The 17,363-nt window shown below is 31.4% G+C and carries 16 protein-coding genes; all 16 read left to right on the top strand.

Annotated elements, in window-relative coordinates; genetic code table 11:
- Window positions 1–10: 10 nt before the first annotated feature.
- The 16 genes from ABXT49_RS01725 to ABXT49_RS01800 all read left to right on the top strand — a co-directional run bounded on the left by ABXT49_RS01725 (window position 11) and on the right by ABXT49_RS01800 (window position 17,149).
- A complete protein-coding gene (locus ABXT49_RS01725) occupies window positions 11–1,162 on the top strand; it encodes an NAD-dependent epimerase/dehydratase family protein (RefSeq protein ID WP_416652629.1) in 1,152 nt (383 codons plus the stop codon).
- A 5-nt stretch (window positions 1,163–1,167) separates the two neighbouring features.
- On the top strand, window positions 1,168–2,193 hold the full coding sequence (locus ABXT49_RS01730) for an N-acetylneuraminate synthase family protein (RefSeq protein ID WP_416652632.1): 1,026 nt from the start codon (window positions 1,168–1,170) through the stop codon (window positions 2,191–2,193).
- Window positions 2,190–3,353, top strand: a complete 1,164-nt coding sequence (gene neuC, locus ABXT49_RS01735) for a UDP-N-acetylglucosamine 2-epimerase (protein ID WP_416652635.1) — start codon at window positions 2,190–2,192, stop codon at window positions 3,351–3,353. The genes ABXT49_RS01730 and neuC overlap by 4 nt, the downstream gene beginning before the upstream one ends.
- A gap of 95 nt (window positions 3,354–3,448) precedes the next feature.
- The gene (locus ABXT49_RS01740) at window positions 3,449–4,096 is read left to right on the top strand and encodes a hypothetical protein (RefSeq protein WP_416652636.1); all 648 of its coding nucleotides are present in this window, start codon (window positions 3,449–3,451) and stop codon (window positions 4,094–4,096) included.
- Window positions 4,097–4,136: 40 nt separating this feature from the next.
- The gene (locus ABXT49_RS01745; protein ID WP_416652638.1) at window positions 4,137–5,306 is read left to right on the top strand and encodes a hypothetical protein; all 1,170 of its coding nucleotides are present in this window, start codon (window positions 4,137–4,139) and stop codon (window positions 5,304–5,306) included.
- Between the two features lie 40 nt (window positions 5,307–5,346).
- Window positions 5,347–7,050 carry an NAD(P)-dependent oxidoreductase gene (locus ABXT49_RS01750; protein WP_416652640.1) on the top strand — a complete coding sequence of 568 codons (1,704 nt, stop codon included), beginning with the start codon at window positions 5,347–5,349 and terminating at the stop codon, window positions 7,048–7,050.
- An 8-nt stretch (window positions 7,051–7,058) separates the two neighbouring features.
- Window positions 7,059–7,739 (top strand): cytidylyltransferase domain-containing protein, encoded by a 681-nt coding sequence (locus tag ABXT49_RS01755; RefSeq protein WP_416652642.1) that lies wholly within the window; start codon window positions 7,059–7,061, stop codon window positions 7,737–7,739.
- A gap of 4 nt (window positions 7,740–7,743) precedes the next feature.
- Window positions 7,744–8,910 carry a hypothetical protein gene (locus ABXT49_RS01760; protein WP_416652645.1) on the top strand — a complete coding sequence of 389 codons (1,167 nt, stop codon included), beginning with the start codon at window positions 7,744–7,746 and terminating at the stop codon, window positions 8,908–8,910.
- 18 nt (window positions 8,911–8,928) lie between these two features.
- Complete coding sequence (locus ABXT49_RS01765; protein ID WP_416652646.1) at window positions 8,929–9,990, top strand: EpsG family protein; 1,062 nt, start codon at window positions 8,929–8,931, stop codon at window positions 9,988–9,990.
- Between the two features lie 139 nt (window positions 9,991–10,129).
- On the top strand, window positions 10,130–11,233 hold the full coding sequence (locus ABXT49_RS01770) for a glycosyltransferase family 4 protein (RefSeq protein ID WP_416652648.1): 1,104 nt from the start codon (window positions 10,130–10,132) through the stop codon (window positions 11,231–11,233).
- 23 nt (window positions 11,234–11,256) lie between these two features.
- Window positions 11,257–12,330: a glycosyltransferase gene (locus ABXT49_RS01775; RefSeq protein WP_416652650.1), complete on the top strand. Its 1,074-nt coding sequence runs from the start codon at window positions 11,257–11,259 to the stop codon at window positions 12,328–12,330.
- A 12-nt stretch (window positions 12,331–12,342) separates the two neighbouring features.
- Window positions 12,343–12,933 carry a class I SAM-dependent methyltransferase gene (locus ABXT49_RS01780; RefSeq protein WP_416652653.1) on the top strand — a complete coding sequence of 197 codons (591 nt, stop codon included), beginning with the start codon at window positions 12,343–12,345 and terminating at the stop codon, window positions 12,931–12,933.
- Between the two features lie 10 nt (window positions 12,934–12,943).
- Window positions 12,944–13,693 carry a glycosyltransferase family 2 protein gene (locus ABXT49_RS01785; protein WP_416652654.1) on the top strand — a complete coding sequence of 250 codons (750 nt, stop codon included), beginning with the start codon at window positions 12,944–12,946 and terminating at the stop codon, window positions 13,691–13,693.
- Window positions 13,693–14,601: an NAD-dependent epimerase/dehydratase family protein gene (locus tag ABXT49_RS01790; protein WP_416652656.1), complete on the top strand. Its 909-nt coding sequence runs from the start codon at window positions 13,693–13,695 to the stop codon at window positions 14,599–14,601. The genes ABXT49_RS01785 and ABXT49_RS01790 overlap by 1 nt, the downstream gene beginning before the upstream one ends.
- Window positions 14,585–15,145: a sugar transferase gene (locus tag ABXT49_RS01795; protein ID WP_416652657.1), complete on the top strand. Its 561-nt coding sequence runs from the start codon at window positions 14,585–14,587 to the stop codon at window positions 15,143–15,145. Before ABXT49_RS01790 ends, ABXT49_RS01795 begins: the two co-directional genes overlap by 17 nt.
- Window positions 15,146–15,205: 60 nt before the next feature.
- Window positions 15,206–17,149, top strand: coding sequence for a polysaccharide biosynthesis protein (locus tag ABXT49_RS01800; protein ID WP_416652659.1), 1,944 nt, complete (start codon window positions 15,206–15,208; stop codon window positions 17,147–17,149).
- The last annotated feature ends 214 nt before the right edge of the window (window positions 17,150–17,363 follow it).

Here is a 17,363-nt window from a genome sequence, read left to right on the forward strand (position 1 = left end):
GGAGTAATTCTTGCGGATTTTAATACTTGGTGGGGATGGATATTTAGGATGGCCAACTGCTATGCATTTTTCTGCTAGAGGTGATGATGTATGTGTTGCAGATAATTATTTACGTAGACAGCTCTCAAAAGAGACAGATTCGGAGCCTTTATTTTTAGTTCCAGAGCTCAATGAAAGAGCTAGAATTTTTGAAGAGCTATCAGGAAATAAGATTGAAGTAAAAATTGGAGATTGTTCTGACTATAGCTTTTTACTAAGCCTAATAAAAAATTTCAACCCAGAAACTATTATTCATTATGCTGAGCAACCTTCTGCTCCTTATTCTATGAGTAATTATAAGTCAGCATATTTAACATTTAAAAATAATTTAGACACAACTTTTAACCTCATCTGGGCTGTTAAAGAATTGGCACCTAAGTGCCACATTGTAAAGCTTGGGACGATGGGCGAATATGGAACGCCTAATATAGATATAGAGGAAGGCTGGATTAATATTAATCATAATGGGAGAAATGATACTTTCCTTTATCCAAGGCAAGCTGGCAGTCTCTATCATACTACCAAAGTATTAGATACAGACCTCCTGTGGTTTTATGTCAGAACAAGCAACTTATGTGTCACTGATTTAATGCAAGGGCCAGTTTATGGTTTAAGTACAAAAGAAGCTGATTTAGATTTTCAACTTTCACCTTTCTTCAATTATGATGATATTTTTGGAACAGTTGTAAATCGCTTTGTAACTCAAGCAGTAGCCAATATCCCTTTGACTATTTATGGAAAAGGGAAGCAAATAAGAGGCTATCTTAATATTAAAGACACGCTTCAGTGTGTTGAATTAGCAGTTGATAATCAGCCAGAGCCTGGAGAGCTAAGAGTGTTAAACCAATTTACTGAGCAATTTAGCGTTAATGAAATTGCAGCTCTTGTCCAAGCTGCTGGATCTGAAATTGGATTAGAGGTTAAAATTCAATCAATAATAAACCCTCGTCAAGAAAAAGAAGACCATTATTACAATCCAAAGCATTCTGGGTTAGTTGAATTGGGGTTAAAGCCCCATATTTTATCGAATAAAGTCCTTATTGAAATGATGGAGATAATTATGCCTTTTAAAGATAAGATTGATATAAATAAAATTATGCCAAGAGTAAATTGGGAAAAATAAAGAATATGAACGATTTTGCATTAGAGTTTAGTATTAATGGCCGCTCAATTGGTATGAGTCACCCTGTGTATATAATTGCAGAAGCTGGAATTTCACATTTTGGAGATGAAAATAAGGCATATAGGTTGGTTGATTTAGCGGTTGAGTCTGGAGCAGATGCGGTAAAGTTTCAAGTTTATGATGTGGATGCTATGATTTCAAAGGTATCGGCAGATTGGAAAACCAGGCTAGGGTCAAGGCAGTTAGATTATGCTGCTTTTGAGAGAATACAAAAATATTGTGATAATAAAAATATCACTTTTTTTGCAACAGCTCATGATCAGCCATCACTTGATTTTCTTCTAAGCCTCAATGTCCCTGCTTATAAAATTGGTTCAGGAGAGGTTGGGAATTGGCCTTTTATAGAGGCTGTTGCAAATTTAGGAAAGCCACTAATATTTTCCACAGGAATGTACAAAATTCAACAAATAGGTGAGGCTCTTGAAATTATTTTAGGAACAAATAATAAAGATATTGGAGTCCTTCATTGTGTAACAGAATACCCAGCGCCTGCTAAAGATATAGGACTAAAAAATATAAATTTAATTGCTGAAAAGTTTGGTGTTATTTCTGGTTATTCGGACCATACTGAGGGTTATCATATTCCATTGGCTGCAATTGCTATGGGTGCGAAGATTATAGAAAAGCATATAAGTCTTGACTTTAATGTGCCAAATGCTCAAGATTGGAAAGTTTCTTGTGGTCCTCATGATTTGGCTCTTTTTATTAAGCAGGCTAGAGATATAGAGGCTGCATTAAGTCTTAGGGAAGATGGGCCAACTAAGGGCGAAAGAGATAGCTTAATATGGGCTAGTAAAAGTTTAATTGCAAAAAAAAATATAGAAACTGGTTCAGTAATTTCAATTGAAGACTTAGTATCAAAAAGGCCAGGTACTGGAATTTCACCTTCAATGATTATGGATTTAGTAGGGCGAACAGCGAATAAAGATATACAGATCGATGAAGTTATTAAATGGGAGTTTTTAAGTTGAAAAAGAGAAAGATATGCATCGTTTTAACTACTCGTGGAAATTATGCAAAGATGAAATCTGTGATTAATGAAATACAGAAAAATCCCAATTTAGAACTGCAAGTTATTATTGGGGGTATGGTGGTTCTTGAAAAGTATGGTCGTCTTCTCAAGACCATAAAAGAAGAAACTAAAATTGTTGTTGATAGAACAATAAATTTTGTGATTGAGGGTGAGAGTCTAGCCACAATGGCAAAGTCTTCAGGCCTTGCAGTTAGTGAGTTTTCAACTGCGTTTGAGGACTTAAAGCCAGATATTGTTATTGTCATTGCTGATAGATTTGAGTGCCTTCCAATTGCCTTAGCTGCTGCATATATGAATATTGCTGTTGCACATGTTGAAGGTGGTGAGGTTTCTGGGTCTATTGATGAGTCAATTAGACATGCAATTACAAAACTATCGCATATTCATCTTCCTGCGTCTATTGATGCAGCAACACGTATTGAAAAAATGGGCGAAGACCCTAACAGTATATTCCATGTAGGTGGAACTAGCATGGATGTTATACGAGAGTTGGATCTTGATAATCTTTCTCCAGTAAGACAGTACCAAAATGAATATGGAATGGGCCCAATTATTGAAATTCTGCCTAAAAAATATTTAATTTTAATACAGCATCCTGTAACTACCGAATATGATGCAAATCTTACTAATATGAATGAAACTATTGAGGCAATTAAATTATTAAGTATGCCGACAATTTGGGTTATGCCAAATATGGATGCAGGTGCTAATAATATTAATAAAGCAGTTCGTAGGTTCAGAGAAGCAGATGCTCCTGAAAATATTCATTTTTTCAAAAGCTTGCCGATTGAGGTTTATTCCCCTCTCTTAAGGAATGCAGCTTGTATATTAGGTAATTCTTCAAGTGGTATTAGAGAGTCCGCATTTTTAGGAACTCCAACAGTGAATATTGGAACTCGTCAAAATGGAAGAGAGCGAAGTAAAAATGTTAAAGATGTTAACTATAGTAAAAATGAAATTGTAGCTGCTGTCAAATCTCAAATTAATCATGGAAGCTATGAGCCAGATTTTATTTTTGGTGATGGGTATGCTGCAAAGAAAATAGTAGATATTTTAAGTAATTGTAGTATTTCTATTCAAAAAACAATAACATACTAGATTTTTTGATATAGCTATTTTGAAAATATGAGGGTATAGTAATTTTTGTGAATATTATATTCAAATTTTTTGCAATAAAATTGCAAGGCCTTAAAATGATTTTTTATAAGCGAAAGGCTTTGAAATATTCTGAAGACCACTTGCCTATATTACTAGAAATATATAAAAATTTTAATGCTGGGAATCAACTGGCAAGTCCTAGGCAGCCCTATAAGGGCTGGGATACATATATGCTTCTAGAAAAATTTAAACCCTCATACATAGTTGAAATGGGCTCAGGAACTAGTTCTGCAGTTTTTTCTTTATGGGCTAAGCAAAATAATTCAAAATACACCTGCTATGAAAGCCACCCTCATTGGGGGAAAGTTACTAAAGATATTTTAAATGAAAAAGCTATAGAAATTGACATACGCATTATTCCTGATAGGGTCTCTGAAGATGAGAAAACAACAGGGTTTAAAGAAATAATTCCTAAGGGCGCTGACTTTATTTATATTGATGGCCCTCCATGTAAGGTAAACGGGAAAAAAGTACCAAATGATGATATATTGAGATTTTTTGATTCAGGCGGGAGGCCTAAAACTATTGTTGTAGACGGGCGGGTTGCTACTTGTGAGTTAATTATAAACTCTGATATTGGTATTAAGTATAACTTCTATCCAAGCTTTGTATATTGTTTAAGAAACAGCAAGTGGTTGAAATCAATAAAATCTGGTGAACACTCTGTTTTTACTCTTGACTAAGACTCGGTATAATCATAAATAGTCATCATTTATACTTTTTATGCAGCACTATAACTTTGCCTTAATCTTTGTTGGTTTTCAACGATGTTGTATTTTTCTAACGATTGTAAAAGAACTATCAAAGTCTCATAAGGTAGCTATTTTCCCTCAAAAAATCGATGAAAAAACATCCTCTAGGATTGAAAATACTAATAAATCATTTTTAGAGCTTTGTGAGAGTTATGGGGCTGATATTATCTACTCTCAAAAAATAACTGCAGATATAGAAATATTACCACAAACCCACTATACTCAAAAAGCAATTAACTATATTGATAAAAATATAGTTAGTCAAAAAACTTTTTGGCTTTCTGGTGTCGCAATGGGTAATGCTCAATATGAGTACTTACATGAAAAAAAAATCGATAAAATTCTTGTAGTAGATCGGCAGTTTTATGACTTTAGAGTAAAACAATTTGAAAAAGAAAAAAGCTTTAAATTTAAAGATAATCAGATTATTGAGATAGGAGTTCCTTATAAAAAATATCCAATATTTCCACCCTTAGAAATAGATTATTTGATTGCAAACCCCACACCATTTAGTTTTTGTAATTTACAAGATAGATTAACTTATCTTGAGAATATTCTATTAATTTTGGGTCAAATAGATCGAAGAAAAGTAATTGTTTTAAAGCCCCATAATGCTGATGAAAGAGCTGATTATATTGTTAATGGTAAAATTTATAGTCTTTTAAGCCTCAATTTTCTAGTTAGAATGCATTCATATATTGATAAGTATGCTAGATTTTTTTCATCTATTTTCTCTAAGTGGGAAATATCAGATCTATTTATTCAAATTTCTATTGCAATAAAATATCATTCAATCATGAAGCGTGCAAAAGGTTTGGAACAGTTTACTAAATGGCATAATCTCAATCTCGAGGTATTTTTACCTTCTGTAAAAGAGGGGCTTATAACTGGAAGGAGTAATAGTATTTGGCATGGACTTTTCTTAAAAAAACCAACATATAATTGTATAGATGAAGATAAGCCATATTTTAGTGATACTAAGATGCATAAATTTAGTATGGAATATTTAAATGTTCATGGTAATTATAAAAATATGCAGTTCAATAATCTCTTATATGAAAAAATAACAGACCAAAATAGAGATATTGATGTAGTGGAAATTTTAAAAAATGAATTAAAAACTATTTCCATAAATTTATGACAAGTTTGCATTTAATTAGATTAATCCCTAGGCTATAGCTATGAAGAAGTTTAAATTACTATATTATTCAATTTTAAAATATCAGTCTGAAAACTATCAGCTTTTGAAGGATAATTTTGATTTAGTTGAGCTTGAGTCACCTTTCCAAGATTCAGATGAAATACTTCATGACATCGATGTTATTCTAGCCCCATTAGGTTACATAATTGATGAAACAAAAATTAAGAGATGTGCTAATTTAAAAGTAATTGGTTCTAATACAACTGGCCATCCTCATATTGATGTTGATTATGCCCATTTGAATAATATTGCTGTTGTTACTTTAAAAGCTGAGAAGCATTTTCTAGATACAATAACTCCATCAGCAGAATTTACATGGGGTTTGTTAATTGCTCTTACTAGAAATATCATCCCTGCCCATGAATATGTTCAAAGAGGGAAATGGGATAGAAGGCCATTTGGCGGTCAGAATATGTTGTCTCGACTTAAAATTGGTATTGTTGGATTAGGAAGACTGGGCTCACTTGTATCTCAATATGCACTTGCATTTGGAATGGAGGTGTCTTTTTATGATCCAAATATCTCTATTGCTCCTCCAAGAATTACTAAATGTAAGAGTTTAGGGCAGCTAGTTTCAGAAGTTGATATTGTAAGCATACATGTTCCACATGAAAAAGAAACTGAAGGCATGTTTAGCCATCATATATTTTCTTTGTTTAAAAAAAATTCATTTTTGATAAATACTTCACGTGGTGAGTTATTAGATCATTCGGCATTATTAGAAAGCCTTAAAGATGGAAGGATTGCTGGAGCAGCAATTGATGTATTTGAAGATGAATTTAATCCAGAATTTGAAAAAACCTTTGATGCTCACCCATTGCTTAAATACTCCCAGGAAAACTCTAATCTAATAATTACTCCCCATATTGCAGGCTCCACAAAAGATGCATGGTTTGAAACAGAAAGACATACAATTCAAACAATATTAAATTTACTAAGCATTGAAAATACTGAAAATACTAATAATATTGAAAAAAATAGTATTTTTGCTATGATTCCTGCACGGGGCGGCTCTAAAAGTGTTCCTTTAAAAAATATGGCCTTATTAAATAATAAGCCATTGATCGATTATGCTATCAATGTTGCAAAGAATACTAAGATAGTTTCTAGAGTCATTTGTTCTACAGACAGTGAAAAAATTGCTTCTTATTGTAAGAAGCAAAGAATTGAAGTGCAACAAAGACCTAAGGAGTTGTCTCAAGACAATATCTCAACTATTGATGTGATATTATATTTACTTAAGACACTTTTAAATAGTGATAATTCACTTCCAGAGTTTCTAGTGTTATTAGAACCAACCTCGCCTTTTGTTAACTCAAATCATATAGAGATGTGTGTGGAGGCTTTAAAAAATGATTCAAGGGCAACCTCTGCTCAAACTGTTACTCGCGCCTCATCAAATAGCCATGCTTATAATCAAAGATATCATGATGATAAAGGGTCCCACTTTTTATTTATTAATGAAAGAAAAACATCAACGAATAAACAGTCAAAGCCAATTTTTTATATCCATGGTAATGTGAGAGTAATGAGAGTGAGTGAATTAATGAAGTCAAAAGAATTATTTGGAGAAAAGTCAATTCCTATTGAAATTCCTAGAATTTACGCAATGGATGTTGATGGTCCTGAAGACTTTGCTTTGGCTCAAAGTATTCTTGATTCTGGCCACTTGTTAAACAATTAGAAAAAAATATGAAAAAAATTTCAGTATTAATTAATGCTCGATTAAATTCATCTAGAATGAAGAGCAAAATGATTCGTCCATTTCATGATACGGACTTATTAGAAATTGCTCTAGAAAAATTAGATCAACTTCACTACTTTGATAATAGATTTATAGCTGTTGCAGAGGAGAGTTTGATTGAGAAAGCAAGCAAATACAAAAATATTGAGGTTCTAAAAAGAAATACTAATTCTGTTGAGTCTGGCCCACATCATCCAATGACAACCTTTGAGCATTATCTAAGAATTCCTACTGAATATTTTTTTGTTATTAACTCCTGTGCTGCTTTTTTATCTCTTGATACAATTAAAAAAGCATATGATTACTTTCAAGAAACAAACTTTAGGGCATATATATCAGCAGTAGAGACTCGTGACTGGGTGTTTAATTCAAAAGGTGAGCCACTAACCCATAATAATCCAGATACGCTCCAAAATACTAGCGATGGAGATATTTATTTACGAGCTACACATGCTTTTTACATAGCAAATCGAGATTATTTTTCCCGTAATGATGGAAAATTATGGAATTTAAAAGTAAATGACCCTCATTTAATAACTATGCCTATTGAAGAGTCATTCGATGTTGATACAGATCTAGATTTTCAAGTTTCAGAGTTGTTTTATAAGAAAAAAATGGGATTTCTTTAGTATTATGGAGAGTCAAGAAATCTATCAACATGATTTTGAAAAGTCTAAAAAAATGTATGATGATTTTATTGATAAGTGCTATCAACCTTATGAAGGATATAGGTTAACTCCAAAATCTGAGACAAGTCCTTATGCTTTATGCTTTGCAATATTTGGTAAACACCTTATTGGGAAAATGCAAAGCATTAATAATGAAATTGATTTTTTTGATTCTTTACTAAGGTCTAATATTAAGCAATATAAAGAAAAATGTATTAGCCTGGATAGGGATATTCATTCAGATAAGGGATACCTGCAGTTACTTTGTTTTACTTTAAGCGCTCTCTCAATTATTGATACTCTTCAAGATGATTCTCTTTTAGAACATGTTTTACCATTAATTGTTGATAAAGATATTATGTCAATTCTTGAAAGCTCTGGAACTTTTACTGGTAGTCCAGGCTCGGGAAATTTAGCAATGTTCTATGCTACTTTATTAATATATTCTAGAAATTATTTGAAATTGAATATTGATGAGTCTCTAGATAATTGGGTTGAAACGCATATTGCTTCTATTAATTCCAATGGCTTTTGGGGCAAAAGTGATAAAAATTTGTATCTTCAGTTTCAAAATGGCTATCATCAGTATGAAATTTTTGAGTATCTTGGTATTAAGACAAATAAAGAAAATGAAGTAGCAAATTTTGTTTATTCATTATCAGACAAGATTGGTCATTTTGCCCCTTATCCAGGAGGAGGAGGCTGTTATGATTATGATGCTATCTTTGCACTAACACTTTTAGAAGGTTCAATTAGCGACAATCATAAAGCCCTTTTAGAGAAAACTTTAAATACAATATTAACTGAACAAAATATTGATGGAGGTTTTTCTGAAACACTTTATATTCGACCTCGAAATATTATCAATATTAAGGCAATGTATAGTCATATCAAAGAAAGGCCAGGCAGATTAAGAATTGAAAGAGCCAGGTACTGCTTAACATTATTAAGGCCTAAACATAATAATATTAAAACGCATTGGACTGAATATTCAAGAGAATGGAGTGAGTCTAACTTATGGGATTCATGGTTCCGTATGCTTACTATTGCTAGAATTGATAAAACAATTTGCCTGAGTTCCTCAAAATGGGGTTTTATTAACTTTCCAGGCATTGGTTTTAGACCAGTGTAAATAAGATATATTATTGTAGTGGAATATTTTTTATTTATATCTTTCTTTGCTTTATTTGCAATAGGCACTATTTCTAATCATAGAGATCGCGTCACTTTGTATTATTTTTTTGTTTTAGTAGTTGCCCTTTTGGCAGGTTTAAGAGGCAATCAAGATGAGTATAGTTCGTTTTATTTCATTATTCCTAGTTTTGAAAATTTATCTTTAGCTGACTTTAAAGATAAAGAGCCTTTCTTTACACTTATTATTTCTCTATTTCAATATCTATCTTTTCCAGCCCAATCAATTTATTTATTTTTTTCATCAGTTGCAGTAATAGTAAATGGGTATTTCTTTAAAAAATTTACACCATTCTACTATATTGCATTTTTAATATATTTAAGTCATACGATTACTATAAAGGAGATGTCAGGTCTTAGATTAGGCTATGCAAGTGCTTTACTTCTTCCAATGATTTATTTTATTCAGAAAAAAAATTACTTTAAATTTTTCATAATTTATTCTTTGTCAGCGATGGTACAGTACGTGGGGCTTCTTTCAATTTTTTTAATATTCCTTAATAGGACTATTAGACCTAAATTATTGCTGATAGGTTTAGTTATTGCTATCGCTATAAATTACCTAGACATTGTTAAACTCTCCATATCATATTTTGCTTCAATTGGACTTATGCCTGCCATTATTGGCGATTATGTTAATAGTGAATACCATTCTTATAATACTGGCCTAATATTTCATTTAAAGACCCTGCAGCAAATCCTAACAATTTTATTTATGATTATTTTCTTTGAGAGCTATAAAAACATTGTATCAACAAAAACAAAGTACTATAACTTGTTATTCAATGCTTATTATTTTGGAACAATATTGATTATTTTATTTTCTTCACTAGCTATTTTTGCGTTTAGGTTTTCAGCTCATTTTATGTCTGTTGAGCCAATAATAATTACTTATGCAATATGGATTTTTAGTGATAAAAAAATTCCAAAATTATTTTTAATATTTTCTGCCCTTATAATTGGATTTATAAATTATATAATTCTAGTTAGAATTGATAACTATTTTTTTCTATTAAAATAAAAATTATTCATATTCTTCTTATACTAAAGCCAATAAATGAATTTAATGTATTTATAACTTATATTAGCTAATGAAAATATTTTATATCTCTCCATCCACTATACCCTCGCGTTCAGCAAATTTGATCCATGTCCTCTATATGTCAGAAGCCTTGTCAAATACAGGGAATAGATTATTGCTTTTTTTACATTCAGAAAAATTAAATTCTGATACATCTCAGAATATTATTCTAGAGAATTACGGTATATCCAATAATGAAATAGATATAGTTACATATAAAAGTAAAATTAAACGGGGTATTGAGTTAGGTATTGCATTCAGTGCATTAGCCTTTTTTATAAAAGATTTAATTAGAGGCGATGCCCCTAATTCTATTATTTCTAGAAATATTTATGGAGCCTTTTTTTTAGGGTTGTTAATGCGCAAAAATGTTGTTTATGAAACGCATATTCCAGAAATAGGATTTAGAGGCTATTTGCAAAATGCATTAATATCGTCAAAAAAAATACAAACAGTTGTTATTAGTCAGGCACTAAAGAAAATAATAATGGGTGATAAGCATATGCTCAATGAAAAAATTCATGTTTTTCACGATGCAGCAAGGGCAGACCGCCCTAATTTGGATTTATTACAACGTAAAAAATTACAGGAACAGTTTTTAGGCTCAATACCTTGCTTAAATAGTTATGAAAAAATTATTGGGTATTTTGGACATCTATATGCTGGAAGAGGTATCGATATTATTCAAGGCCTTGCAGCAAAGCATCCAAACTATGCTTTCATAGTTTATGGAGGAAATGAAAAAGAAATTCAAATTTTTCTTGATGGAAATTTATCTGAGAACCTTTTTTTTATGGGACATCTTAATCAAAATCAAATTTTTAAAAGAATGGCTATGATGGAGGTTTTACTTATGCCATATCAAAGAACAGTTTCTATTGGCCTAGAGTCAGTTGACACAGTAAAGTGGATGTCACCTATGAAGATGTTTGAGTATATGTCAGCAGCAGTTCCAATAATCTCATCTGATTTGCCTGTATTGCGAGAAGTTTTAGTTGACTTGCATAACTGCATTCTTGTTGAGCCAGATAATATAGATGAATGGTCAAATGCGTTGAAAAAATTATCAAATTCACCTGAATTAAATAAGAAACTAAGTTCAAATTCTTACAAGGACTACTTAACAGAGTACACTTGGAATATAAGGGCCCAAAGAATGTTGGCATTATTCCCCTTCAATTGATTTATCTTTAATATTTGGAAGTGATGTTAGTAAAAAAAATATTTATTATAGTTCCATCAGCAAGCCTTGAAAGTCCAGTAAAAGGAGCAATGGCTTTAGCTAATGCACTTATAAAATATTTTCCAGTGGTTTTTGTTACAATAAAGAAAGGAAAATCTAATTTAAAATTATTAAATAATAAAGTTCAATTTATTGAATTATCTGAAAAAGGTAATCTGATAAAACGTGTATTTTTTTTAAGAAAACTTATTAGTGGTGAAGGAGGGCGAAGTTCGGTGGTATGTATCTCTTTTTGCCTCTCAGCAGATTTTTTTAATAGTTTTTTTAGTGATGTTGCCTTAACTTTTTCGAGTGTCCGGGGTAACTTGCCAAAGGTTTATCGGAGTAATTTTGGGTGGATAGGGAGATGGATTGCTTACAGTCATTTGAAGAGATTAAAAAAAATTGATTATGTTGTTTCAATGACTCAGTCAATGTCAAAAATGGTTGAATCATATATTTTCAAAAAAAGCCCAGTAATTGGTAATTTTGTTGATGAATCATCATTAGAATTGTATCGAAGAAAAGTTAATAACAAAAGAGAATTCCGTTTTGTATTTACTGGATCATTAGTGCCTGGCAAACAGCCTGAATTATTATTATTTGCTATGGAGAAAATATTACAAAAAAATATTGAGGCTAGACTTGATATCTTTGGAGATGGCCCATTAATTAGAGATCTTAAAAAAATTAGTGATGAGCTTAAACTTTCTAAAGTAATTTTTTTCCATGGGTATGTTTTAAATCTATTTGATGAGATTTCTAAGGCAGATGCTATGCTCATACCCTCTCTATCTGAAGGCGTTTCAAGGGCAGCACTTGAGGCCCTTTATCTTGGAGTGCCATGTGTAATGAGAGATATAGATGGAAATTCAGAGTTAATTACATCAGGAGTTAATGGCGAATTATTCAATGATGATAATGATTTAGCTAGAGTAATGCTAGATACAGCTATTTTTTCTCGAGAACAGAAGTTATTTCAAAATGTTTTAATTCCCGATATTTTTAGACAGGATTTTGCTTCAAAAGAATTTGTTAACCTAATAAAATCATTCTAAAAAACAGACCTAATGACTGATCAAAATAATTATTATAAATATTTAAAGAATAGAAGTTATATTGGTTTTTTATATCGTAAATATTGGCTTTATCCTAGGTTAAATTATTACCTTGTTGGTAAGGTTTTGGATGTTGGCTGTGGTATTGGAGATTTTCTTTCTTATAGAAAAAATTCAATAGGAACTGATATTAATCATAAGATGGTTGAATGGTGCTGCTCTCAAGGACACCAGGCTGTTAGTATGGGACTCGATGACCTGCCTTTTGAAAATGAGAGTTTTGACTCTGTTATTATGGATAATGTTCTTGAGCATATCAAAAATCCTGAGGCTATACTTAGAGAAGTAAATAGAGTATTAGTGGAGAAAGGGGTCTTTTTAATAGGAGTTCCAGGATCGTTAGGTTATTCAAGGGATGATGATCACAAAGTATTTTATTCAGAAGACGAGTTAGTAAAAACCTTAAATAAAAATGGCTTTAAGGAGCTAAAGATTTTTGCTATGCCAGTTAATTTAAAATTATTTGATAAATATTTAAGCCAATATTGTGTATATGGTGTTTTTATTAGAAGTGATTTAGCATTTGATGTTGAATTTGAGTAGGAGTTTTAATTTGCGTAATATAACAATTTCAATTGTTAGCCATAACCAAGATTTGATGCTAATAACGCTCTTGGATAAACTAGCACATTACTCGACTAATATCTCTAAGGTTATTGTTACACATAACACTACTAAGCAAAATATCTTAAGCAAAAAGTCTTTTCCTTTTGAGGTTTTTACTATTCATAACAAAAAGCCAAAAGGTTTTGGAGCAAATCATAATCAGGCATTTCAATTCTGTGATTCAGATTTTTTCTGCGTTATGAACCCAGATATTGATCTAAAGTGCGAGCCATTTAAAGCTCTTACTGCTTGTTTTAATGACTCATTGGTATGTATTGTGTCTCCATTAATTAAGGATCCAAATGGAAATATAGAAGATAGTGCTCGATATTTTCCAACACCATGGGGGATTTTTAAAAAAGTTTTTTTTAACTACAGAGGTGTTTACCCAATTAATAAAAATGTGGATATTACTTATCCTGATTGGATAGGGGGGATGTTTCTACTTTTTGAATCTAAAAAATATAAAGCATTAGGTGGCTTTGATGAAAAATACCATCTTTATTATGAAGACGTTGATATTTGTCTTAGAGCATGGAAGTCTAACTATAAGGTTCTTTTATATTCAGATATTAATGTTATTCATGATGCTAGAAGATCAAGCCATAAAAATCTTATTTATTTGAAATGGCATTTAGCTAGCTTAATGCTTTTTTTTATTAAACATATTGGTCGTTTTCCAATTAAGGCCGTTTAATGTATCTAATTACTGGTGCTTCTGGATTTATTGGAAAAAGACTAGTTAATGCACTAAAGTTAGAGGATGCTCGTTTAACTTTAATGGCTAGAAAAAAAATTTCTGGTTGTAATACAATTATTTGTGATTTGGAGTCAAACACAATCCCAAATGATGCTATGAATAATATTGATATAGTAATTCATCTTGCGGGATATGCGCATGATACTAAAAATAGTGATTCATTTGCTTATCGATATAAATCTCTAAATGTAGATGCTGTTCTTAAATTAGCAAATTTAGCATCTAATTCTGGAGTCAAAAAGTTTATTTTCATAAGTAGTGTTAAAGCAAGTGGGGCTCCATTCCCTGAAAAGTGCATGACTGAATCTGACCAAGGAAGTCCTAGGGACTTGTATGGTAAGTCAAAAAGAGAGGCAGAGTTAGAGCTATTAAAAATTAGTAATAAGTCTAAAATGGAAGTTACTATATTAAGACCTGCCCTTGTCTATGGGCCAAATGTAAAAGGAAATCTTTTAATGATGATGTCAAGTATAAAAAAAGGTTGGTTTCCTCCATTGCCAAAAAAAAATAACCGCCGGTCCATGGTTCATATAGACGATCTTGTAAAGGCAGTTATCTTTATTTCAAAAGATAGTCGTACAGATGGAGAGATCATAAATATAACTGATGGAAAGGCATATTCGTCTCGTGAAATATACGAAGTTATGTGTAATATTCTAGAGAGACCAATCCCTAAATGGAGTATGCCTTTATTAATATTTAAAATTGTATCGTTAATTAGTTTTGGAAAATTATTTGATTTTGAAAAACTTTTTGCTAATGAATATTTTTCTTCAGATAAGCTGAATTCTTTGGGTTTTAGTGCAGAAAGATCTCTAGGTGATATGAATGAAACGAATTTTTGATTTTTTATTTTCAATTTCGCTCTTAATTGCATTATTTTTTCCAATGATTTTAATTGCTATTATGATTCGAATTGATTCGAAAGGACCTATAATTTATTGGTCTAGAAGGATTGGGCATAAAGATAAGGTTTTTAAAATGCCTAAATTTCGAACTATGCAGGTTGATTCTCCAGTAATTGCAACTCATATAATGGAAAATCCAAATTTATATATTTCTTCTATTGGTGGAGTGCTAAGGAGATATAGCTTAGATGAAATTCCTCAATTATTTTCCATTTTTAAAGGGGATATGAGTTTTGTAGGCCCTCGACCTGCATTATTTAATCAGGATGATTTAATTTATTTAAGAAAACAAAAAGGGGTTAATCAGTTAATACCCGGTTTAACTGGCTGGGCTCAGATTAATGGTCGTGATGAAATATCAATTACTGAAAAAGTAAATTTTGATGTTGAATATTTACAGCAAAAGTCTTTTTTATTTGATTTAAAGATTATTTGGAAAACTTTAGTAAAAGTAATATTAAAAGAAAGTGTAACCCACTAATAATAATAGTTTATCTGTAAACTTATCACTTGAGTATAAGAGTTATTAAACATAATGAGTATGGTTAAATCAATTTGGAATAGTGAAAAAATTGCTGAAAAAATAATTAGTCTTCCCCGTTTTGTTAAACGAGGAATTATGGTAACGTTTGACTCAACTGCCTTAATTTTAATATTGCTCTTATCATTTTCTATTAGGTTTGGGTATCTTTATTTTCCAGAAATTACAGATTCAAATGGTAATTTAAGTGCTATTTTTTGGGTAATTATTAGTACCCCTTTTATTGCAATTCCAATCTTCCATAGTTTTAATCTATATCATTCAATTATTAGATTTATAGGGTTGAAATCTATGGCAACAGTTAGTCAAGCGATCACATTGTATGCTGTTGTCTGGGGGCTAATTACTTATATGATTCAAATTCCAGGAATTCCAAGATCTGCTATTCTTATTAATTGGATGTTGGCACTTTTATTTATTGGAGGGTCAAGAATTTCTGCTCGCTGGTTCTTAGTTAGAAATATTTCAAGTAAATCGAAAAAAAAGAAAAAAGTAATGATTTATGGTGCTGGAGCTGCTGGAATAGAATTATCACAAACAATTATTGCTTCATCTCAATTTAATCATGCTGTATTTATAGATGATGATGAGTCAATGCAAGGTAGGCATATTAATGGTATCAGGGTTTTTTCTTCATCAGAAATTAAGAGCGTAGTTATTAAATATGAAATTGATGAAATTTTATTGGCAATGCCTTCTTTGCGTCGCCTACGCCGTAAAGAAATTATCACATTATTATCAAAAATGAAAATTCCTGTTAAAAGTATGCCAAGCATGATTGAACTTGCAATGGGAAATGTTAAGGTAGAAGATTTACGAGAAATTGATATTGAAGACTTACTTGGACGAGATTCAGTCAAGTCTTATGGCATGTCAAGGGATCTAAAGATTGCTGGAAAGGTGGTTATGGTTTCAGGAGCTGGAGGCTCTATTGGCGCGGAATTAAGCCGTCAGTTATTATTGTTACAACCAAAATGCATTATTCTATATGACATTAATGAATTTTCTTTATATAAAATTAACTCTGAGATTGAATTGATTAAAAATAATACTGTTGAATTTGTCTCAATTTTAGGCTCAGTCAAAGATCGACAGCGACTTCATAAAGTGTGTCAATATTTTGGAGTGCAGACAATTTTTCATGCAGCAGCTTATAAGCATGTTCCAATGGTGGAACATAATAATTCAGAAGGAGTTCTAAATAATATTATTGGCACTAAGGAAATTGCTGAAGTAGCTATAGAAAATAAGGTTGAGACTTTTGTTTTAATTTCAACTGATAAAGCTGTTCGTCCTACAAATACGATGGGTGTAACGAAACGTATAGCTGAGCTTATTTTGCAAGCTTTGGCTGAAAAAGAGCATGATACTTGTTTTACTATGGTTCGATTTGGGAACGTTCTTGATTCAAGTGGTTCAGTTATTCCTTTATTTAAAAAACAAATTAAGTCTGGAGGCCCAGTTACTGTTACTGATATTAATATTGTGCGTTATTTTATGACAAAAAATGAGGCAATTGAATTAGTTATTCAGGCTGGAGCAATGGCAAGTGGTGGCGACCTGTTTGTTTTAGATATGGGCAATCCAGTGCGTATAGACGATATGGCAAGAAAAATGATAGAGCTTAGCGGTTTAACTGTTCGTGATCAGTTCACAAAAGACGGTGATATTGAAATTCAATATACAGGCCTTAGGCCTGGTGAAAAACTCTATGAAGAATTATTAGTTGGAGGTAATGTTAGCTCAACAGAAAATCCATTAATAATGCGGGCAAAGGAGAGCTTTATAGATTGGGATAAGCTTGAACCTTTATTGAATAAACTTGAGGAAGCGGCAAATAACTCTGACTCTCAAACTATCAGGGAATTACTTCAGAAAATTGTTCCTGAGTTTAATCCACAATGTGAAATTGAGGACTATCTTTTTAAGAAAAAGAATAGTTAAATTATGAAATATAAATAATCACTTTCATATATCAATTGCTTAAAATAAACTATAATTTAATCCAGCTTCTTCTTTTTGAGTGCGGTTTTAAGAAATTTTTTTTATAAATTTCCATAGCTAATTTTCTTGTTATTAATTTTTTCTAAAAAATATACAATATGTTTAAATTTATATTTTCAGAAGATCTGCATTTGATTTCATTTTTTCAATCGTT

The sequence above is a fragment of the Candidatus Pseudothioglobus sp. Uisw_086 genome (genome assembly GCF_048085745.1).
Lineage (GTDB): Bacteria > Pseudomonadota > Gammaproteobacteria > PS1 > Pseudothioglobaceae > Pseudothioglobus.